Origin of the sequence: Actinopolyspora alba, from assembly GCF_900112765.1 — a bacterium.
GTDB lineage: Bacteria > Actinomycetota > Actinomycetes > Mycobacteriales > Pseudonocardiaceae > Actinopolyspora > Actinopolyspora alba.
Genome location: NZ_FOMZ01000011.1, coordinates 178002 through 198074, shown reverse-complemented (window position 1 = coordinate 198074; position 20073 = coordinate 178002). Strand labels below are relative to the sequence as shown.

The following is a 20073-nucleotide window of genomic DNA, read 5'->3' as shown; positions in this document are numbered from 1 at the left end:
CGCGTCGATGGCCGCCTGACAGCCCGAACCGGCAGCCGTGACAGCCTGCCGGTACGTCTTGTCCACCAGATCACCCGCGGCGAACACACCCGGGACATCGGTGGCGGTCGAAGGATGGTGCACCCGCACATAGCCTTCCTCGTCCACCCCGACCTGGTCGGCGACGACCTTGCTGCGCGGATCGTGCCCGATCGCGACGAACATGCCCGTCACCGCCAGCTGCGACTCCTGCCCGGTGACGGTGTCCCGCACGGTCAACCCCGAGACGGTGCCCTCACCATTGACCTCGGTGACCACGCTGTTCGTGCGCCAGTGGATCTTCTCGTTCGCCCGCGCCCGCTCAAGCATGATCTTGGAAGCGCGGAACTCCTCACGGCGATGCAGGATCGTCACCGACCTCGCGAACCGGGTCAGGAAGGTCGCCTCCTCCATGGCGGAATCCCCACCACCGACCACGGCGATGTCCTGATCCCGGAAGAAGAAACCGTCACAGGTGGCACACGAGGACACCCCACGCCCCAGCAACCGATCCTCACCGGGAACACCGACATAACGCGCCGCCGCACCCATCGCCAGGATCACGGCCCTGGCCCGGTACTCCACACCACCCGACGTGACGGTCTTGATCTCCCCGCCGAGATCGATCTCCTCGACGTCGCCGGTCTTGAGCTCCGCCCCGAAGCGCTGCGCCTGCGAACGGAACTGCTCCATGAGCTCAGGACCCATGATCCCATCACGGAATCCGGGATAGTTCTCCACATCGGTCGTGTTCATGAGTTCACCGCCGTACTGGGTGCCCTCGAAAACCAGCGGCCGCAACTCCGCCCTCGCCGCATACACCGCAGCGGTGTAGCCGGCAGGACCCGAGCCAACGACAATCACGTTCCGCACGTCGCCAGTCACCGGTTGGTCTCCTCTTCTCCCACGAGCTCGCTCAGCAGCTGCCGAACGCGGGTGTCGATGTCGTCTCGGATGGGGCGGATCTGCTCGGCGGTCTTGCCGGCGGGGTCGTCGAGCTGCCAGTCGATGTAACGCTTGCCCGGGAAGACCGGGCAGGCGTCCCCGCAGCCCATCGTGATCACCACGTCGGAGGCCTCCACCGATTCGGTGGTCAGCTTCTTCGGGAACCGCTGGGACACGTCGAGGCCGAGTTCGTTCATGACCTCGACCACGGCCGGGTTGACCTCCTCGGCCGGGGTGGAACCGGCCGAACGGACGGCCACGGCGCCCTGGGCGTGGTGATCGAGCAGGGCGGCGGCCATCTGGGACCGTCCGGCGTTGTGCACGCAGACGAACAGCACTTCGGGTGTGACGGACACGGATCGCTCCTCGGGTCGCGTTCGAGCGGGGTCAGCGCTGCCGGGCGACACCGGCGGCGACGGGTGGGGTGGTCGAATCGTCGCGGAACCAGCGGCGCGCGGCCAGGGACACGTAGACCAACCCGACCAGCACCGGGACCTCGATGAGCGGGCCGACCACACCGGCCAGCGCCTGACCGCTGGTCACGCCGAAGGTGGCGATGGCCACGGCGATCGCCAGCTCGAAGTTGTTGCCCGCGGCGGTGAACGCCAGCGTGGTCGAGCGCTCGTACGACATCCGCAACCCCTTGCCGAGGACGAAGGTTCCCGCCCACATGACCACGAAGTAGACCAGCAGCGGCAGCGCGATGCGGGCCACGTCGAGGGGTTGGCTGGTGATCGCCCCGCCCTGCAGGGCGAACAGCACCACGATGGTGAACAGCAGGCCGTACGGGGCCAGCGGGCCGACCTTGTTCAGGAACGTCGCCTCGTACCAGGCACGCCCCTTGGCGCGCTCGCCGAGACGCCGCGACAAGTAGCCCGCGATCAGCGGGATGCCGAGGAAGATGAGCACGGACTGGGCGATCTGCCAGGCCGAGACGTCCAGCCCTACCCGGGCCAGCCCCAGCCAGCCGGGCAGCACGCTCAGGTAGAACCAGCCGAGACCGGCGAAGGCGATCACCTGGAACACCGAGTTCAGCGCCACCAGCACGGCGGCGGCCTCCCGGTCACCGCAGGCCAGATCGTTCCAGATGATGACCATGGCGATGCAGCGCGCCAACCCGACGATGATCAGCCCGGTGCGGTACTCGGGCAGGTCGGGCAGGAACGTCCAGGCCAGCGCGAACATCACGGCCGGTCCCACCAGCCAGTTGACAACCAGCGAGCTGACCAGCAGCCGCCGGTCGCCGGTGACGGTGTCCAGCCGGTCGTAGCGCACCTTGGCCAGCACCGGATACATCATCACCAACAGCCCGACGAAGATCGGCAGTGAGACTCCGGAGACCACGTGCAGCGAGTTCAACGCCGTGTTCAACCCCGGCACGAACCGACCGGCAAGCAAGCCCAACAACATGGCAGCGCCGATCCAGAGGGGTAAGAACCGGTCCATCAACGACAACCGCCGGGCCACGGTGGTCTCGGACGATTGCTGGGCCGTGTCCGTCACGGCGTCACCTCGCAGGTTTCCTGATCATGGTTGTACTGGGAACCCGGCGGCTCGGTTCGCCGCGGTGCTCGTGACGAAGCCTGCCGTCCGGGGATGCCCGACGTTCGGGAATCAAGCCGATGTGGACACCGCCGGGGCCGGGCCGAGAACCGCCGACAACCGCTGCAGGGTCTCCGGCAGCACCCGGTAGTAGACCCAGGTGCCTCGCCGCTCGCCGGTAATGGCCCCGGCCTCGCGCAACACCTTGAGGTGGTGCGAGATCGTCGGCCCGGACAGGTCGAACGCGCCGCTCAGATCGCACACGCACGCCTCCCCACCCGCGTGGGCGGCGATCAACGACAGCAGTCGCAGGCGCACCGGATCACCCAGCGCCTTGAACACCGCCGAGAGGTCCGTGGCCTGCTCGGCGGACAGCGGCTCCCCCGTCACCGGTGAACAGCACCAGCGCTCGTTCCCCCGCTCCTGATTCGACATACTTCTACATTGACAGATGTCTAACCAAGGCGCAAACTACGAATCGTCCAGCTGTTTAGACAACTATCTAACCAAGGGAGAGATCATGTCCCGCGTTCAACTCGCCCTGCGTGTCGGCGACCTGCGGCGATCGATCGACTTCTACACCAGGCTGCTCGGCACCGAGCCGGCCAAGCTGCGCCCCGGCTATGCCAACTTCGCCGTGACGGAGCCGCCGCTGAAGCTCGTGCTGTTGGAAGGCGAAGCGGAGCAGGGCACCGTGATGGATCATCTCGGTGTCGAGGTGGCCGACAGCGACACCGTTCACGACGCCACGCGGCGGCTGTCCGAACTCGGCCTGTTCACTCGCGTCGAGGACGACACGACCTGCTGCTACGCCACCCAGGACAAGGTGTGGGTGCACGGCCCCGGCCGGGAGCCCTGGGAGGTGTACACCGTCACCGACGACTTCCCCGACTCCGAGCGCAGCGGCCCGAGCGGTGGCGGAGCCGCCTGCTGCGGCACCACGGCGGAAGCAGCCGGATGATCGAAGTTTCCGTTCGCTCCCGAGGAGGTGCTCGGTCGGGGGAGACCCCGATCGACACCCCTCGGGCCGCCAATTTCTCGCGAAATCCCCGAAAGCCACGCCACGCCGCCAGGCGGCGACCACGAACAGCGCAGAAGAAGATCGCACCGATTTCCGGACTCGCCGGTGGAAGTGCTTGTTCGAGACCGCCGAACACATTTACCTGAAAGGGAGACGAACGGCGGGATTGTCCCGAGTGACCGGTTGCTCGTACGGGCGGAGTCGGATGTATGCCACGAAGTGTGGAGCCGAGCGTGACAGGGGAGATCGCCACCGGGGACATCGCTGCCCGCGGCGCTGCCAACGATGTGGCCCGCACCGGCGCCCCCATCACGCGCCACGACGAAGCGTCGGACCAGGCCCGCACCGCCGGAGTTCTCGACAGACGTTCCCCCGGTAATCTCCCCGGCCGGCTCGACGTGGTGCCCGTCGTCGCCCATCAACTGCCGCCGCCTTCCGGGCTCTTCGTGGGACGCACATCCGAGCTCAACCGCATGGAGGCATGGCATCGGGAGAACTCCGAACGCGCACTGCTCGTCGCGCTGACCGGATCCGGCGGGATCGGGAAAACGACGCTGGCCTGCCACTGGCTGCGGCAGCACGAGCGGAGATTTCCGGACGGACAGCTCTACGTCGACGCGGGAACCCGCTCCGCCGAACACCCCATCGCGGCCGCGGAACTGCTCGGGCGACTGCTGCGAGCACTGGGGGTGCCGCCCGAACGGGTTCCGCTGGAGATGGCCGAACGGCTGAGCTGGTACCGCTCGATCACCGCGGGGCGATCACTGTCGGTGCTGGTGGACAACGTCGTCTCGACCGCACAGGTAAGGCCGCTGCTGCCGGAGTCGGCGACGAGCACGCTGCTGGTCACCAGCAGGAGTCGCCTGGTCGGTCTGACGATGGAGGGTGCCAGGTTCATGGAGCTGGCGCCGCTGAACGCCGAGGACGTGGTGCACATACTCTCCCGCAAGCTCGGCCGCTCGCGGGTGTCGCGCGAGATGGGCAACGCCCGGCTACTGGCCAAACTGTGCGCGGGCTCCCCCCTGGCCGCCACTGAGATATCGGCGTGGCTGGCCGCCCGACCCCACCGGTCACTGGCACACGCGGCCAACCTGGTGCGGGAACAGCGAAAGCGGCTGACTACGCTCCCCCGGAGCGAGGACTTCGCGGCGCACAGCGTGGTCGACATCTGCTACCAGGGCCTGTCACCGCAGGCCGCCACGCTCTACCGCAGACTGGCACAGCACCCGCGGGGAGATCTCCCCGTCGCGCTGACCCATCACCTCGCCGGGATCGAGGGCAGCGATTCCGAACGGGTGTTGGCGGAGCTGCGGGACGCCAGGCTGTTGGGAGCAGGTGAACAGCGATACTGGTTCCACGACCTCGTCCTCGCGCACGCGCGGACGATGAGTCTCGGCGAGGACTCCCCGGGAGTCAGGCGCCGCACGTTGCACAGCGTCATCGACTGGTACATCGGTCGCGCCGTCGAAGCCGACCTGGTCATCACGCCTCGCCGTCCCAGGTTCGGCCGACACTACCCGAGCCGGGCCAACGACTGGCCCGTCTGGGACAGCCCCGAGTCGGCGCTGGACTGGTTCGAGCGCGAACGCGGCAATCTGCGGGCGGTCATCATCGAAGCCCACCACAACCAGTGGGACGAACCGGTCTGGCAACTGTGCGAAGCGATGTGGGGATTCTTCTTCCACCGCAAGCACTACCGGGACTGGATCGACTCGCACCGCCTCGGAATCGAGGCGGCGTCACGCCTGGGTCACCCGTTGGCCGAGTCACGACTCCGGTGCCAACTCGCCTTCGCCTACCTGGACCTGGAACACTTCGACGCGGCCATGGACGTGTGCCTTCCGGCGCCCCGGTTGCCCGAGGCCGGTTGGGACAGTGCGGAGCTGTCCACGACACTGTCCGAACTCACCAGTGCGGCGAGACGAGGAAGCGGCCACGACGGCACGGAATCGAACACATCGGACGAACGACCCGGTGAGCGGAAAATCATCCGAATCTCTTCCGCCGCGCTCTCGCGTGATCGCGTACCACGAGCCGAAACGAGCGGTAACCACCGTATCGGATGAGCGCCGCTCGGTAAGCCGATCGTCGCCACACCACTGCTCGAGGTCAGGCGCCGACGTGCGCGCCGAAAAACGCACGTCAAAAAGCAAGATTCGTTCAGATATTGACTGTTCGCGTAATCCGCTGCACCGTTTCCGTGATCCGCTACACGGTCGATTACGCAAATAATCAAGATCTTTTACGCGGCGACGGAAGCGACGAAACCCCGTTCCCGCCGCATCGGAGGAATCATGCTTCGAAAATATCTGGGAGTCGCGCTCGCGTTTGTGGCGAGCACCGCTCTGGCCGTCGCCGTGCCGACCCAGGCCCGATCCGACTTACCCGGCGGCAAGGACGTCACAGCCGTACTGTTCGAGTGGAAGTACGATTCGGTGGCCGAGGAGTGCACGAACCGACTCGGCCCGGCCGGATACGGTGCCGTGCAGGTTTCTCCGCCGCAGGAGCACATCCAAGGGTCACAGTGGTGGACCTCCTACCAACCAGTGAGCTACCGGATCGCCTCGCGACTGGGTGACCGCACCGCCTTCGCCGACATGATCGAGACCTGCCACGCCGCCGGGGTGAAGGTCATCGCCGACGCGGTGATCAACCACATGTCCGCGGGTTCGGGCACCGGAACAGGCGGCTCGTCCTACGAGAAATACAACTATCCCGGAATCTATTCGTCCTACGATTTCGACAACTGCATGTCCGCGATAAACCAATCGGACTACACCAGCGACAAGTGGCGGGTGCAGAACTGCGAACTACTCGATCTCTCCGATCTCGACACGGGTGAGGAATACGTGCGTGGTCGTATCGCCGCTTACCTCAACGATCTGCTTTCGCTGGGAGTGGACGGTTTTCGCATCGACGCGGCCAAGCACATGGCCGCCGCGGACCTGGCCGACATCAAGTCCCGGCTGAGTGACCCGAACGTCTACTGGAAGCAGGAAGTGATCTACGGCTCCGGCGAGGTCGTATCCCCCACCGAGTACCTCGGGACCGGCGACGTCCAGGAGTTCCGCTACGCCCGCGACCTCAAGCGCGTGTTCAACGAGGAGAAGCTCGCGTACCTGAACAACTACGGCGAGGGCTGGGACTACATGGATTCCTCCCGGGCGACGGTCTTCGTGGACAATCACGACACCGAACGCAACGGTGACACGCTCAACTACAAGGACGGCGCGAACTACACGCTGGCCAACGTCTTCATGCTGGCCTGGCCCTACGGATCTCCCGACGTGCACTCCGGCTACGAGTTCAGCGACACCGACGCCGGGCCGCCCAACGGCGGGGCGGTCAACGCGTGCTGGCAGGACGGCTGGAAGTGCCAGCACGCCTGGCCGGAGATCGAGTCGATGGTCGCCTTCCGCAACGCCACCGACGGCACGACGGTGACCGACTGGTGGGACAACGGCAACGACGCCATCGCGTTCGGACGAGGCAGCAGTGGGTTCGTGGCCATCAACCACGAGACCACTTCGCTGAGCCGGACCTTCCAGACCTCGTTGCCCGCGGGCGAGTACTGCGACGTGCAGCGTGACACGCCCGTCACGGTCGACTCCTCGGGACGGTTCACGGCCACGCTCGGCTCGAACACGGCACTCGCGTTGCACGTGGACGCACGGACCTGCGGGAGCTGATCCGACCCGACCACCCGATCCGGAAACAGCACTCCGAAACGCCCCCGCAGTGGAACACCGGGGGGCACGACGCGCACTGTTGGCGCGCCGTGCCCCCCGGCGGTTGTGCTCCCCTCAGCTGAGCAGAAAGCGCACGGCTTCGGAACTCAGAACTGGCATCCGTTCACGCGCCACAACATCGCGGCCCGGGTGTTCGGTCCGTAGACACCGTCCACGGCGATCCCCGCCGAACGCTGCACCGAACGCACAGCAGCAGCCGTATTGGGACCATAGATACCGTCCGCCGCGATCGAAAAACCGTGGCACTCCTTCAACGAGTACTGCAGCTCGGTAACCGCCAAATTCGAAACTCCCTGCCCCAGCAGGCAGTCCGCATCTCCGCTCTCTGTCGCAGGTATTCCCCAACTCGTCCGAGTACACGTGGGTAACGCCAGTGCACCGGAGGAATCGGTGGTCCCGGCCGCGGCGGTTCCGCCGACGGCTCCCAACGTCACCAGCACCATCGCGGCAGTGGTTCCCAACATACGAAGGAAACGGGTCATCCTCACTCCACCTTTCCAAGAAGATCGTGTGATCGGCTCCGCAAAGTTGTGCCCACCGGCCACCCGACTAAACAGAAGGACCGTCATTCACTGCAGTTGAAGTGGATCGAATGAGACATCACGTCGCGAGTGTTCGGACCGTAGACACCGTCCACGGCGATCCCCGCCGAACGCTGCACGTTCATCACGGCGGCTTCGGTCCCGGGACCGTAGATCCCGTCCACTGCGATATTCTGCCCGTTGCAATCACGCAGCGAACGCTGTAGATGCCGGACGGCATCATTGGCGTTTCCCCTGGCGAGAATACAGTCGGAGTCACCACTCGCGGTGGCGGGAATCCACCATTCACCAGTGGTACAGGTGGGCAGTGCCAACACGTCGGCACGGTCGGCTCCGTCCGCGGCCGCGGCGCTTCCCAACAGCACCGGCGAAGCCATCAGCACGATCGCGAGCGCCCCCACGGCCGTACGAAATCCTCGGAACATCGTCACTGCGAACAATACGGTTCTTCCCCCGAAAAGATCTGAAATTCGACTACCACCCAGAACTCCGGATGAATTCAGCGAATACCTATCATCCGTTGAAATCCTGACAGTCGGAATAAATCCTGAAGGACATCACGTCGCGAGTGTTCGGACCGTAGACACCGTCCACGGCGATCCCCGCCGAACGCTGCACCGCGCGCACAGCAGCCGCCGTATTGGGACCATAGATACCGTCCACCGCGATGTCCTGACCGTTGCAGAAATACAACGACCGCTGTAGGGACCTCACGGCGTTATTGGAGACCCCCTGGCCGAGCAGGCAGTCATGATCCCCGTCATCGGTGGCGGGCACGAATCCCCAGCTCTCGACACACGTGGGCAACGCGGACGTGGTCACCTCATCGGCTCCTGATACGGCTCCGGCCGTTCCCGCACCGAGGGAGAACACCAACGCTCCCGCCCCCACGGCAGCGGCCACCGCACCGCGTATTCGACTCATAGCAATCCCCTGAAACCCACTCGTTCCATATCAGTAATGCGGAATCCGGATTCACAACCCTCGACACGGGCGAACCGACGAGAATCTCACGGCACGGAAAGACGTTTCAGCGCACCGCGACGAGGCTTTCGGCACTACACACATTCCCCGTAGTCGATCCACAGCATATTTCTCCGCGTCTCGGGACCGTAGACTCCGTCCACCGCGATACCGGCGGCACGTTGCACATTCTCGACGGCGGACTCCGTGTTGGGCCCGTAGATCCCGTCGACGGCGATGTCCTGGCTGTTGCAGTACCGCAGCGACCACTGCAGAACTTCCACCGCCTCGTTGGCGTTCCCGATCGCCAGCACACAATCACGGTCCCCGCTCGAGGTCGCGGGAACACTGCTGTCGCTGATCGTGCAGGTCGGCAAGGCAAGCGCTTCGAACGTGCGCTCCTGCGCACCCGCGGAGGCGATTCCGCCGCTCAGCCCGAGAGAGACCAGAACCGCAACAAAAGACACCCGTGAAACACGGAACACTCAAAACCTCCAAATAATTCGCTCCGCCAGAATTCCGCACAAGACACTGCCAAAAAATTCACAGAGAAACAACAGCGCGAATGCATTTTCACCCGAACAGACCAACGATCCGACCGAGGTGAGATACACAGAATCAATTATTCGCACCAGACCCGAACGGACGCGACTGACTCACCGGTACGGACCATTCATCGACGGCTCGTTCGTGCCGCTCGCGGCAAACGGAGCAGCCCGGAAACACTGGACAGCAAAACGGTCACGAAATGTTCGCGCACCGGCTACTCGTTGTGCCCGCGACAAGTTGGGCTTCGCGGCCAGTGGCCGCCGAGCGTGATCATCGGCAACTCCCGGTGGAAACCTCCTCGCCCGATCAGCACAGCCACGAGTCCGCAGACGGCGGGAAGCGATCCGCCGGGTGATGCCGCCCCTTCGGCGTAGCCCTGGAAGCGACCACCCGCCCCCCGAAATCCGACGCTCCCCTTGTGGTCGGCGTTACACCCGGGTTAATGTCTCGCAACACGAGAAAGCGCTTTCCAACTTTCCGGTCGAGGTGACAGGGCCTCGACAAACCCGAGAGGAGAAAGCCACGTCCCCCGCCGACCACCGCCTACGGGCCGCGATCATCGGAACCGGCGCCGTCGCCGCACACCACTTGTCCGCCATGTCCGAGCACGACGACGTCGAGCCCGTGGCAGCCGTCGACGTCGACCCCGAACGGCTGCACGCCTTCCGCCGTTCCGGCGAGCACGAGCTACGGGGCTACACCGATGTCGACGAGATGCTCTCCGCCGAAAGCCCCGACCTCGTCTCGGTCTGCACCCCACCCGCCTCACACGTGGAGCTCGTCACCAGTTCCCTGCGCAGCGGTGCCTGGGTGTGGTGCGAGAAACCGCCCTGCCTGTCGCTGGCGGGCTACGAGGAGATGATCGCGGCGCAGGGAGCCGACGGTCCCTACGTGTCCTTCGTCTTCCAGCAGCGATTCGGTTCGGGAGCACGGCACGCCCGTGAACTGCTGGCGACGCGGGAGTTGGGCACTCCCCTCGTCGCGCACTGCCAGACCACCTGGTACCGCGATTCCGAGTACTTCGCCGCCCCGTGGCGCGGCAAGTGGGAGACCGAGGGCGGCGGCCCGGCCATGGGCCACGGGATCCACCAGCTCGACCTGCTGCTGCATCTGCTCGGGCCGTGGACCGAAGTCCGGGCCATGACCGGACGACTCTGGCACGAGGTGGACACCGAGGACGTGTCGACCGCGCTGGTGCGATTCGAGTCCGGGGCGATGGCCACCGTGGTCAACAGCTTGCTCTCCCCCGACGAGATGAGCAGGATCCGACTGGACTGCTCGGAGGCCACCGTCGAGCTCACCCACCTGTACGGCCACCGCAACGAGGACTGGCGCTACACCCCGGCACCGCACGTCACCGACGAGGCGCGGATCGAACGCTGGCGCACCCCGGAACACGACGAGCCCAGCTCCCACGGCGCCATGCTGCGAGAGCTGGTCACGGCGATGCGCGAGGGCGGACGCCCACCCTGCGACGAGCGGGACGGCCGCAGAATTCTGGAACTGGTCACCGCGCTGTACAAGTCCGCTGCCACCGGTCGGGAGGTGCGCTCGGGCGAGATCGGTCCCGACGACCCGTTCCACACCGTGATCCACGGCGGCTTCCCCGAGAAACTGACCGGTAACGGAGAGACGACGCGATCATGAGCCATCCGATCACCGTGACCCACCGGCACGGCGAGAACATCACGGTCGCCGCGGCGGGGACCGAGATCCTGAACTACGTGTACAAACCGGACCCGGTCGAGTACGAATCGCGGAAGCCGTACGCGCACCCGCTGCGCACCCTGGCGGGAAGCACCGTCACCGGATACCGGCCGAACGACCATCGCTGGCACAAGGGGCTGCAACTGACGGCCAGCCACGTTTCGGGCCAGAACTTCTGGGGCGGGCACAGCTACGTCACCGGCGAGGGCTACCGGGAACTCCCGGAACGAATCGGCTCGATGCGCCACGACGAGTTCGAGTCCTTCGAGGTCGAGACCGACGAGCTGCGGTTCACCGAACGGTTGCACTGGCTGCACAACGACGGAACCCCCTGGGCACGAGAGCACCGCACCATCAGGGTGCACTCCGTCGATCCGGAACGGGGCAGCTGGGCACTCGACTGGTCCATCCGACTGGTCAACGTGCGTGAGCAACCGCTGCGGTTCGGCAGCCCGACCACCGCCGGACGTGAGATGGCGGGCTACACCGGGCTGCACTGGCGCGGCCCGCGCGAGTTCACCGGCGGCGACGTGCTCGGTCCGGGTGGGATTTCCGGCGAGGCCGGGATGATGGGACGCCAGGCGCGTTGGCTGGGGTTCGTCGGGGAGCACGACGAGGTCGACCGCTGTTCCACGGTGGTCTTCGAACACGCTCCGGCGAACGATCACGCCATTCACGAGTCCCACTGGTTCGTGCGCTCGGAACCCACTCCCGCCGTGGCACTGTCCTGGGCGTTTTTCGAGGAGTTCGAACTCCCGCCGGGAGAAGGCTTCTCCTACACCTATCGAATCCTGCTGGCCGACGGGGCCAGGAATCACGAACAGATCGAACGAGAACTCGACGAACACTCCTGGTAGGAGGTCGGCATGACCGAGGACCGGCCGATACCGCTTCCCGGAGCGATCGGCATTTCCCATGTGGACTGCTACGACTGGCCCGCCTCGGACGGGCTCGGCGGCGGAAGTCCACACATGCACCTGGCCTGCACGGAGGCCTATGTGGTCATCGAAGGCAGCGGCGTGGTGCAGACCCTGAGTTCGGCGGGCTACCGCGAGGACGAGCTCACCGCCGGAGCGGTCGTGTGGTTCGAACCGGGCACTGTACACCGCATGGTGGGGCACGAGCGGCTGCGCGTCACGGTGCTGATGCAGAACAGCGGGCTGCCGGAGGCGGGTGACGCGGTGTTCACCTTTCCACCGGAGATCCTGGCCGACCGGGACGCCTACGCCGCGGCCGCGGCATTGCCCGATGGCGCGAACGCGGAACAGGCGGCCCGACGGCGCAGGGATCTGGCGGTGTCCGGTTACCTGCCGCTGCGGGACGCGCTGCGCGCCGGGGACCCGGAACCGTTGCGCGAGTTCCATCGCGCGGCCGCGGCACTGGTGAGGCCCCGGGTGGAGCGTTGGAAAACGCTGTGGCGCGGCGGTGCGCTGGCCGCGGCCGAACGAACCGGCGCACGACTGGACGCACTGGCCGAGGGCGACACGGCCGAGCTCGCGAACTCGCGGGTGCGGCTGGCACATCCGTCGAGGCACGGCGGGTACGGCATGTGCGGCAGACGCGACGAGTACGAGATTCCCGGCACGACCGTCGCGTACGGAGGCGAGTGATGCGGCAGCGAGCGACGAGAGACCCGAAACCGACACCGGCCGGTAGAGTCCCCGTGCTGACGACGGCGGTACTGCTGTTGTGCGGCCTGCTCGCCGGGTGCGGCGCGAGCGCCGACGGCGCTGCGGGCGGCAAGATCGAACTGCAGTTCAGCTGGTGGGGAAACGCCGACCGGGCCGAGGTCACCAACGAGGCCGTCGAGCTGTTCGAGCGGCGCAACCCCGACATCGAGGTACAGACCTCGTTCTCCAGCTACAACTCCTACATCCAGAAGCTGGCCACCCAGGCGGCCGGTGGCAACGCGCCCGACGTGATGCAGCTGGACTACCGTCAGATCAGCCAGTACGCCTCGGCGGGTCTGCTGCTCGACCTCGACGAGCAGTCCGCCATCAGCACCGGGAACGTAACCTCGGCGATGCTGCGCACGGGCCAGTCGAGCGGCGAGCAGTACGCCATCCCGATGGGCCGGACCTCGCAGGTGATGGTCTACGACTCCGCCCGGTGGCAGCGGGCCGGAGTCGCCGAGCCGGAGTACGGCTGGACCTGGCAGGACTGGAGCCGCGCGATGCGCGAGCTGGGCGAGGCCACCGACAGGACCGGGGCCACCGATCCGGGGTGGAGCGAGGACTGGTTCGAGGTGTGGCTGCGCGGCCGCGGCAAGGGCCTCTACACCGACAGCGGGAAGCTGAACTACGACGCGGCGGATCTCGCCGAGTTCTGGCGCACCACGAACGAGCTCAGCCAACAGGGCGCGGTAAGCCCGGCTCGCCAGACCACCCAGATCGACGGTTCCGCGGCGAACATGCCGTTCGGGCGGGGCAACGCGCTGTCCGGGTTCACCTGGGACTCGGCGGTGGGCGGTTTCCAGGCCCTGATCGGCGACAGCCTGCGGCTGGCTCCACTGCCGGTCGGGCCGGACGGCACACCGGGACAGTACTTCAAACCTTCCATGCTGATCGGTGTCTCGGCCAACAGCCCCCATCCGGAGGCGGCATCGAAGCTCGTCGACTTTCTGATCAACGATCCCCGGGCGGGCGAGATTCTGGGAGTGAGCCGGGGACTGCCCGTCAACCGGACGATCCGCGAGAACATCACCCCCACCCTGACCGGGTTGGACAAACGCATCGCCGAGTTCCAGGAAAGCCTGGACGGCAAACTGCTGGCACCGCCGAGCGCTCCCCCGCAAGGAGATCTGGCGCTGCAAACCGCCTTTCAACGCGACTACGACCATGTCGGCTTCGAACTGCAGTCACCACGAAGAACGGCTGAGCAGTTCCTCACCAACGCGAGATCGGAGCTGCAGCGATGAACGTCGAAGCACCTGATCAACAGGTGAGTCCACCGCGCGGGAGACCGGATTCCGAGTCCGCCGCCGCGGATTCCGCCACCGCGCGGAATCGCCCCCGACGACGTGAGGGGGCCGCCTGGGTCTTTCTGTCACCGTGGCTGCTGGGGGCGGCGGTACTGACGCTGACCCCGATGCTGGTCTCGCTGTACCTGTCGTTCACCCAGTACGACCTGTTCACCGCCCCGGAGTGGGTGGGGCTGGACAACTACGTCCACATGTTCACCTCCGATCCCCGCTACTGGAGATCGGCGCTGAACACGCTGATCTACGTGCTGGTGGCGGTACCGCTGCAGCTGGCGGTGGCCCTCGCCGTGGCGCTGGCGCTGAACTCCATCGGGCGCGGCAAGGGGTTCTATCGCTCGGCGTTCTACGCCCCCTCCCTGCTGGGAGCGAGCATGAGTATCGCCCTGGTCTGGCGCGCGCTGTTCAACGACGGCGGCACGGTAGACGACATGCTGTCGACGTTCGGGATCGACATGGGCGGCTGGGTGAACCAACCGGGCTGGGCACTGCTGGTGGTCGCGCTGCTGACGATCTGGCAGTTCGGCGCGCCGATGGTGATCTTTCTGGCCGGGCTGCAGCAGGTGCCTAACGAGCTGTACGAAGCGGCCGAGGTGGACGGAGCCGGACGGATGAGGCGGTTCCTGTCGGTCACGCTGCCGATGCTCTCACCGGTGCTGTTCTTCAACCTGGTGCTGCAGACCATCCAGGCGTTCCAGGTGTTCACCCCGGCGTTCACGGTCAGCGGCGGTCGCGGTGGTCCCGCCGACTCGACGCTGTTCTACACGCTCTACCTGTACGACCGCGGATTCACCGCCTCGCACATGGGCTACGCCTCGGCGATGGCCTGGGTGCTGCTCGTGGTCATCGGAATCGTGACCGCGCTGCTGTTCCGCAGCTCGCGCTCCTGGGTCTTCTACAACGATAAGGGGTGACGATGGTAGCCGTCCGAGAATCCTTACCGGGGCGCCGCATCGATTGGGCCCGGGTCGGGCTGCACGTCGGGTGCCTGGCCGCGTTGCTGGTCATGCTCTATCCACTGGCGTGGCTGATCGCGACCTCGTTCAAACCGGCCGACGAGGTGATCTCGAGCCTGCGGCTGCTGCCGAGCAGGCTGGCGATGAGCAACTACACCACCGCGCTGGAAGGCGTGGGCGGGGTGAGCGTGCTGCGGCTGATCGGCAACTCGCTGATCATCTCCACCGGCGCGGTGCTGGGCAACGTGATCAGCTGCTCGCTCGCCGCGTACGCCTTCGCCCGACTGCGCTTCACACTGCGGGGACCGTTGTTCGCGCTGATGCTGGCCACGATCATGCTGCCGCAGCACGCGGTGCTGATCCCGCAGTACATCGTGTTCAACCAGCTGGGGATGGTCAACACCTTCTGGCCGCTGGTGCTGCCGAAGTTCCTGGCCACCGACGCGTTCTTCGTGTTCCTGACCGTGCAGTTCATGCGCGGCATTCCCAAGGAGCTCGACGAGGCGGCCACGCTCGACGGATGTGGGCCGTTCCGAACCTTCTTCCGGATCATCCTGCCGCTGAGCAGGCCGGCACTGATCACCACCGCGATCTTCACCTTCATCTGGACCTGGAACGACTTCTTCCTGCAACTGATCTATCTGTTCGAGCCGGAGAAGTTCACGATCACGCTGGCACTGCGCTCCTTCGTGGACACCTCCAGCCAGTCCGCCTACGGTCCGATGTTCGCCATGTCGGTGATCGCGCTGCTTCCCATCGTGCTGTTCTTCATGGCCTTCCAGCGATTCCTGGTGGAGGGCATGGCCAGCTCCGGGGTCAAGGGGTGAGTACCGGATGACAGCCACCGACGCCGGTGGACAGCGCGGCCCGTTCGGCGCGGGGTTCGAGCTGTTCGCCGACATGCTCGGCATCGGCGTGGCCACCACGCTGGCCTCGCTGCCGGTGATCACCGCTCCCGCGGCGGTGTCCACCGGCTGCGGGCAATTGCGAGCACGTTCCGAGGGACGCCGCGCTCCCGACGGGAGCGGCTACTTCCGCACGTTGGTACGGCGCCTGGGGAGCGCACGTGGTCCCGCCGATCTGACGGCGGGACTGGTGATGACGCTGCTCGGCGGAGTGCTGATCATCGACCTGCTGCTGATACGCGGCACCCAGGACATTCCCGGCACCGGAATCGTCACGGTGACACTCACGCTGCTGGTGGCGACGCTCGCGGCCGTCTGCCTGCGGGCGGTCGCGCTGTCCGAATCCGAGCACGGGTGGTTGGCGGCCCTGCGGACCTCCGCATGGGCGAGTGTGCTGGATCCGCTGGGCAGCGTACTGCTGCTAGCGGCCGTGGCGGTGGCAGCACTGTGCGTGTGGATGATGCCCGTGCTCGTCGTGCTGATACTCGGGCCGCTGATCCTGGCCGCCACGGCGGTCCAGGCGCGTGCTTCGTCCCCCTGACCCCGTCGATCCCCGCGCGAGGTCGTGGGGCCCCGAACACTCTCCGTTCCAGACAAGCAGAGGAAGAATCCATGTCGCGGAAAACACTGCGCATCGCACTCAACGGCGTCACCGGACGAATGGGGTACCGCCAGCACCTGTTGCGTTCCATCCTGGAACTGCGTGATCAGGGCGGTCTCGAGGTCGCCGACGGTGAGCGGGTGATGCTGGAACCGGTCCTGGTGGGCCGCAACTCCGCCAAACTCGCCGAGATAGCCCAACAACACTCGATCGACGAGTGGAGCACCGAGCTCGACACCGTGCTGTCCGACGACTCGGTGGACATCTACTTCGACTCCCAGATCACTTCGGCCAGGGAACGGGGAATCCGGGCAGCCGTCGCGGCGGGCAAACACGTCTACTCTGAAAAACCGGTCGCCGAGACCTCGGCCGGTGCCATGGAGCTGGCCAGGCTCGCCGAACAAGCCGGGATCCGGCACGGCGTGGTGCACGACAAGCTGTTCCTGCCCGGACTGTTGAAGCTGCGCAGGCTGCTCGACGGGGGTTTCTTCGGGAAGGTGCTGTCGGTACGCGGCGAATTCGGATACTGGGTATTCGAGGGCGACTGGCAGAGCTCGCAGCGGCCGAGCTGGAACTACCGCACCGAGGACGGCGGCGGGATCGTCTCGGACATGTTCTGCCACTGGCACTACGTGCTGGAGAACCTGTTCGGACGCGTGGAGTCGGTGACGGCCAGGGCGACCACGCACATCCCCCACCGCTGGGACGAGCAGGGCAACGCCTACGAGGCCACGGCCGACGACTCCGCCTACGGGATCTTCGAACTCGCCGACGGCGTGATCGCACAGATCAACTCCTCGTGGGCGGTACGGGTCAACCGCGACGAACTGGTGGAGTTCCAGGTCGACGGTACCGAGGGAAGTGCCGTGGCCGGGCTGCGCGGCTGCCGGGTGCAGCACCGGTCGATGACGCCGAAACCGGTGTGGAACCCCGATATACCCAGCGGCGAACGTTTCCGCGAGCAGTGGTCGCAGGTCCCGGACAACGAGGAGTTCGGCAACGGTTTCAAGGCCCAGTGGGAACGGTTCCTGCACGACGTACTCCGGGACAGGCCCCACCCGTACGACTTCTTCGCGGGTGCGCGCGGCATCCAGCTCGCCGAAGCGGGGCTGCGTTCCTCCAGCACCGGACAACGGATCCCGCTGGAAAACCTCGAGCAGTGACGTCGAACAACCGCGAAACACCCCGAAAGGACGATCGATGTCGCGAGTGACCTATCACGACGCCGCACGTGTGTTCACCGGTAACTCCCCTGTCCGCGCGGTCGACAACCTACGGCTGACCGTCGACGACGGCGAGTTCCTGGTGCTGGTCGGACCCTCCGGATCCGGCAAGTCCACCGCGCTGCGCATGCTGGCGGGGCTGGAGGAGATCGACGAGGGCAGCGTGCACATCGGCGATACCGACGTGACCTCGATGCCACCCAAGTCCCGCGACATCGCGATGGTCTTCCAGTCCTACGCGCTCTATCCGCACATGACCGTGGCCGAGAACATGGGTTTCGCACTGAAGCTGCGCCGGATTCCCAAGCAGGACGTGCGGCAGCGGGTGACGGAGGCGGCCGAGCTGTTGGACCTGACCGAGTACCTGGACCGCAAGCCCAGAGCGCTGTCCGGCGGGCAACGACAACGTGTCGCCATGGGCAGGGCCATCGTGCGGGAACCCTCGGTGTTCCTGATGGACGAACCGCTGTCGAACCTGGACGCCAAGCTGCGGGTGGAGACCCGGGCCAACATCGCCGCGCTGCAGCGCAGACTCGGCACGACCACCATCTACGTCACCCACGACCAGACCGAGGCCATGACGATGGGACATCGCGTGGCGGTGCTGGCGGACGGGGTGCTGCAGCAGTGTGACACTCCCAGGGAGCTCTACGAACGCCCTGCCAACGCCTTCGTGGCGGGCTTCATCGGCTCACCCGCGATGAACCTGGAGACCGTGCCGCTGACAGCCGGTGGTGCCCGGCTCGACGAGGTGACCCTGCCGATCCCCCGTGGGGCGATGGAGTCCCTGGGAGGTGGTTCCGAGGTCACCGTCGGAATCAGGCCCGAATCACTGCGGCTGGTCTCCGACGAGCAGCCGGACGGCCTCGCCCTGCACGTGGAACTCGTCGAGGAGCTGGGGGCCGACTGCCTGATTCACGGCCGGACCGCCGTGGACGGCAAGCGGCTGATCGTACGTGCCGACGGGCGCAGGCCACCGGCGCTGGGCGACACGGTGCACGTGGTGGTGCGCGACCCCGAGGAGATTCACCTGTTCGACGCGGAGAGTGGCAACCGACCGCAGTAGAACCCCACACCCCGCGAACATGACACGCACGGGCCGGTGACCGATATGTCCCTCGGTCACCGGCCACCACTCCCGTGATCGGCGGTTCCGCTCGTCCTGGCCCCGGGGCCGGATGACTGGCCGTTCCGGCGTTGTAGCAGCCGGACGGCACCACCATTTCCGGGCAACGACACACCGGAATGCCCGTAGTCCACGCCCAGGACTCAACTCACCGGCGGAGTGCTGGCGCGCACCACCACCTCACCGCTGAACCGGCGGGTGCGGGAACGTTCGGCGGGCTCGTCGAGCAGGAAGCCCAGCGCCTCCTCACCGAGACGTTCCAGCGGGATCCGCACCGTCGTCAACGACGGCCACACGTCCCGCAGACTGGCGATGTCGTCGAAGCCCGCCACGGCCAGCTCGTCCGGCAACCGCACTCCCCGATCGCGAAACGCCGACAGCGCCCCCACCGCCATGACGTCGTTGACCGCGAACACGCACTCGGGAGCGCGGTCACGTTCGAGCAGTTCCGAGGCCGCCTCGTAACCACCGTCACGCGTGAACTCCCCGTTGATCACATCCCTGTCCGCCACCTCGATGCCGTGCTGACGCAGCCCTTCCCGGAAACCCGCCAGCCGATCACGAGCCGTGAGCAGGTCGGCGGGCCCGGCGAGAACGGCGAACCTTCGGTACCCCAGGTTCACGAGTTCCTCGGCCAACGCGCGGGCCCCGCTCCGATTCTCGACGATCACGGTGTCGGCGGGCAGTATGTGCTGCCCGATGGCCGCGGCCCGCCCGCCCGCGGCGGTGTAGGCGTCCAGCTCGGCCCGCAACGCCTCCAGCTGCTCATCGTTGGTGGTGCGACTACCCACCAGGACGACGCCGCGCGCCTGTTGACTGCGCAGCGAGGCGACGTACTCGGCCTCGCGCTCGAAGCGGCGCTCCGTACTGGCCAGAGTAATGATCAGGCCGTGCGGCTCCGCGTGCCGAACGACGCTGGCGGCGATGGTGGAAAAGTACGGATCGGAGATGTCCGGCACCACCAGACCGACCACATCGGTGCCGCCCCGCGCCATGGCCTGCGCGGGGGCGCTGGGCGAATAGTCCAGGTTCGCGGCGGCCTGCCGGACTCGCTCCCGGAGGTCCGCGCCGACGCTGCGCGTACTGCCGTTGAGAACTCGTGACGCGGTGGCCAGCGAAACCCCGGCCTGGCGCGCGACGTCGACCAGGTTCACCTTGCCGGAACCACGCGGCATCCGTCCTCCCTCACTCTCGGGTGATCCGATGCTACCCGCTGGAAAGCTCTTTCCAGCACGCTCCCCGGAGATTT

The 20073-nt window shown here is 66.4% G+C and carries 21 protein-coding genes; 12 read left to right on the top strand and 9 right to left on the bottom strand.

Annotated features, from left to right (window positions below; all coding sequences use genetic code 11):
• The 4 genes from trxB to BM150_RS17675 all read right to left on the bottom strand — a co-directional run.
• Positions 1–903 (bottom strand): thioredoxin-disulfide reductase (trxB, locus tag BM150_RS17690; RefSeq protein WP_092928408.1); only part of this gene is annotated, 903 nt, incomplete at its 3' end.
• Positions 900–1319, bottom strand: a complete 420-nt coding sequence (locus BM150_RS17685; protein WP_092928435.1) for an arsenate reductase ArsC — start codon at positions 1317–1319, stop codon at positions 900–902. The genes trxB and BM150_RS17685, both read right to left, overlap by 4 nt.
• Positions 1320–1350: 31 nt before the next feature.
• Positions 1351–2409 (bottom strand): ACR3 family arsenite efflux transporter, encoded by a 1059-nt coding sequence (arsB, locus tag BM150_RS17680; RefSeq protein WP_092928434.1) that lies wholly within the window; start codon positions 2407–2409, stop codon positions 1351–1353.
• A 168-nt stretch (positions 2410–2577) separates the two neighbouring features.
• Positions 2578–2940: an ArsR/SmtB family transcription factor gene (locus BM150_RS17675; RefSeq protein WP_092928407.1), complete on the bottom strand. Its 363-nt coding sequence runs from the start codon at positions 2938–2940 to the stop codon at positions 2578–2580.
• 85 nt (positions 2941–3025) lie between these two features.
• Here BM150_RS17675 and BM150_RS17670 point away from each other — a divergent pair, with 85 nt between their 5' ends.
• The 3 genes from BM150_RS17670 (at position 3026) to BM150_RS17660 (ending at position 7215) form a co-directional block, all read left to right on the top strand.
• Positions 3026–3466: an ArsI/CadI family heavy metal resistance metalloenzyme gene (locus tag BM150_RS17670; protein WP_092928406.1), complete on the top strand. Its 441-nt coding sequence runs from the start codon at positions 3026–3028 to the stop codon at positions 3464–3466.
• 293 nt (positions 3467–3759) lie between these two features.
• Complete coding sequence (locus tag BM150_RS17665) at positions 3760–5592, top strand: NB-ARC domain-containing protein (RefSeq protein ID WP_217641726.1); 1833 nt, start codon at positions 3760–3762, stop codon at positions 5590–5592.
• A 228-nt stretch (positions 5593–5820) separates the two neighbouring features.
• Positions 5821–7215 carry an alpha-amylase gene (locus tag BM150_RS17660; protein WP_092928404.1) on the top strand — a complete coding sequence of 465 codons (1395 nt, stop codon included), beginning with the start codon at positions 5821–5823 and terminating at the stop codon, positions 7213–7215.
• Positions 7216–7361: 146 nt separating this feature from the next.
• Here BM150_RS17660 and BM150_RS17655 read toward each other — a convergent pair whose 3' ends face one another.
• From BM150_RS17655 to BM150_RS17640, 4 genes are all read right to left on the bottom strand, one after another.
• A complete protein-coding gene (locus BM150_RS17655; protein WP_175496893.1) occupies positions 7362–7757 on the bottom strand; it encodes a peptidoglycan-binding domain-containing protein in 396 nt (131 codons plus the stop codon).
• An 83-nt stretch (positions 7758–7840) separates the two neighbouring features.
• Positions 7841–8218: a peptidoglycan-binding domain-containing protein gene (locus tag BM150_RS17650; protein WP_217641725.1), complete on the bottom strand. Its 378-nt coding sequence runs from the start codon at positions 8216–8218 to the stop codon at positions 7841–7843.
• Between the two features lie 112 nt (positions 8219–8330).
• Positions 8331–8741 carry a peptidoglycan-binding domain-containing protein gene (locus tag BM150_RS17645; protein WP_092928402.1) on the bottom strand — a complete coding sequence of 137 codons (411 nt, stop codon included), beginning with the start codon at positions 8739–8741 and terminating at the stop codon, positions 8331–8333.
• 134 nt (positions 8742–8875) lie between these two features.
• A complete protein-coding gene (locus tag BM150_RS17640) occupies positions 8876–9247 on the bottom strand; it encodes a peptidoglycan-binding domain-containing protein (RefSeq protein ID WP_217641724.1) in 372 nt (123 codons plus the stop codon).
• Between the two features lie 637 nt (positions 9248–9884).
• Here BM150_RS17640 and BM150_RS17635 point away from each other — a divergent pair.
• The 9 genes from BM150_RS17635 to BM150_RS17595 all read left to right on the top strand — a co-directional run bounded on the left by BM150_RS17635 (position 9885) and on the right by BM150_RS17595 (position 18764).
• A complete protein-coding gene (locus BM150_RS17635) occupies positions 9885–10976 on the top strand; it encodes a Gfo/Idh/MocA family protein (RefSeq protein ID WP_342752594.1) in 1092 nt (363 codons plus the stop codon).
• Complete coding sequence (locus BM150_RS17630) at positions 10973–11893, top strand: DUF6807 domain-containing protein (RefSeq protein ID WP_092928399.1); 921 nt, start codon at positions 10973–10975, stop codon at positions 11891–11893. Before BM150_RS17635 ends, BM150_RS17630 begins: the two co-directional genes overlap by 4 nt.
• A gap of 9 nt (positions 11894–11902) precedes the next feature.
• Positions 11903–12646 (top strand): cupin domain-containing protein, encoded by a 744-nt coding sequence (locus BM150_RS17625; protein ID WP_092928398.1) that lies wholly within the window; start codon positions 11903–11905, stop codon positions 12644–12646.
• Entirely contained in the window at positions 12646–13953 is a 1308-nt protein-coding gene (locus BM150_RS17620; protein ID WP_092928397.1) for an ABC transporter substrate-binding protein, read from the top strand. The genes BM150_RS17625 and BM150_RS17620 overlap by 1 nt, the downstream gene beginning before the upstream one ends.
• Entirely contained in the window at positions 13950–14927 is a 978-nt protein-coding gene (locus BM150_RS17615) for a carbohydrate ABC transporter permease (protein WP_092928396.1), read from the top strand. Before BM150_RS17620 ends, BM150_RS17615 begins: the two co-directional genes overlap by 4 nt.
• Before the next feature lie 2 nt (positions 14928–14929).
• A complete protein-coding gene (locus BM150_RS17610) occupies positions 14930–15796 on the top strand; it encodes a carbohydrate ABC transporter permease (protein ID WP_092928395.1) in 867 nt (288 codons plus the stop codon).
• 7 nt (positions 15797–15803) lie between these two features.
• A complete protein-coding gene (locus BM150_RS17605) occupies positions 15804–16415 on the top strand; it encodes a hypothetical protein (RefSeq protein WP_092928394.1) in 612 nt (203 codons plus the stop codon).
• Between the two features lie 71 nt (positions 16416–16486).
• The gene (locus BM150_RS17600; protein ID WP_092928393.1) at positions 16487–17638 is read left to right on the top strand and encodes a Gfo/Idh/MocA family protein; all 1152 of its coding nucleotides are present in this window, start codon (positions 16487–16489) and stop codon (positions 17636–17638) included.
• 37 nt (positions 17639–17675) lie between these two features.
• Positions 17676–18764: an ABC transporter ATP-binding protein gene (locus BM150_RS17595; protein WP_092928392.1), complete on the top strand. Its 1089-nt coding sequence runs from the start codon at positions 17676–17678 to the stop codon at positions 18762–18764.
• A gap of 203 nt (positions 18765–18967) precedes the next feature.
• Here the strand turns inward: BM150_RS17595 and BM150_RS17590 are convergent, their stop codons facing one another.
• The gene (locus BM150_RS17590; RefSeq protein ID WP_092928391.1) at positions 18968–19999 is read right to left on the bottom strand and encodes a LacI family DNA-binding transcriptional regulator; all 1032 of its coding nucleotides are present in this window, start codon (positions 19997–19999) and stop codon (positions 18968–18970) included.
• Positions 20000–20073: the final 74 nt, after the last annotated feature.

What these genes read in the sequence shown, in the direction of transcription:
- arsB (WP_092928434.1), bottom strand. Translation starts at nt 2,409, where the DNA reads ATGGACCGGTTCTTACCCCTCTGGATCGGCGCTGCCATGTTGTTGGGC.
- BM150_RS17625 (WP_092928398.1), top strand. Translation starts at nt 11,903, where the DNA reads ATGACCGAGGACCGGCCGATACCGCTTCCCGGAGCGATCGGCATTTCC.
- BM150_RS17600 (WP_092928393.1), top strand. Translation starts at nt 16,487, where the DNA reads ATGTCGCGGAAAACACTGCGCATCGCACTCAACGGCGTCACCGGACGA.
- BM150_RS17595 (WP_092928392.1), top strand. Translation starts at nt 17,676, where the DNA reads ATGTCGCGAGTGACCTATCACGACGCCGCACGTGTGTTCACCGGTAAC.
- BM150_RS17610 (WP_092928395.1), top strand. Translation starts at nt 14,930, where the DNA reads ATGGTAGCCGTCCGAGAATCCTTACCGGGGCGCCGCATCGATTGGGCC.
- BM150_RS17620 (WP_092928397.1), top strand. Translation starts at nt 12,646, where the DNA reads ATGCGGCAGCGAGCGACGAGAGACCCGAAACCGACACCGGCCGGTAGA.
- BM150_RS17630 (WP_092928399.1), top strand. Translation starts at nt 10,973, where the DNA reads ATGAGCCATCCGATCACCGTGACCCACCGGCACGGCGAGAACATCACG.
- BM150_RS17660 (WP_092928404.1), top strand. Translation starts at nt 5,821, where the DNA reads ATGCTTCGAAAATATCTGGGAGTCGCGCTCGCGTTTGTGGCGAGCACC.
- BM150_RS17605 (WP_092928394.1), top strand. Translation starts at nt 15,804, where the DNA reads ATGACAGCCACCGACGCCGGTGGACAGCGCGGCCCGTTCGGCGCGGGG.
- BM150_RS17590 (WP_092928391.1), bottom strand. Translation starts at nt 19,999, where the DNA reads ATGCCGCGTGGTTCCGGCAAGGTGAACCTGGTCGACGTCGCGCGCCAG.
- BM150_RS17670 (WP_092928406.1), top strand. Translation starts at nt 3,026, where the DNA reads ATGTCCCGCGTTCAACTCGCCCTGCGTGTCGGCGACCTGCGGCGATCG.
- BM150_RS17675 (WP_092928407.1), bottom strand. Translation starts at nt 2,940, where the DNA reads ATGTCGAATCAGGAGCGGGGGAACGAGCGCTGGTGCTGTTCACCGGTG.
- BM150_RS17615 (WP_092928396.1), top strand. Translation starts at nt 13,950, where the DNA reads ATGAACGTCGAAGCACCTGATCAACAGGTGAGTCCACCGCGCGGGAGA.
- BM150_RS17645 (WP_092928402.1), bottom strand. Translation starts at nt 8,741, where the DNA reads ATGAGTCGAATACGCGGTGCGGTGGCCGCTGCCGTGGGGGCGGGAGCG.
- BM150_RS17655 (WP_175496893.1), bottom strand. Translation starts at nt 7,757, where the DNA reads ATGACCCGTTTCCTTCGTATGTTGGGAACCACTGCCGCGATGGTGCTG.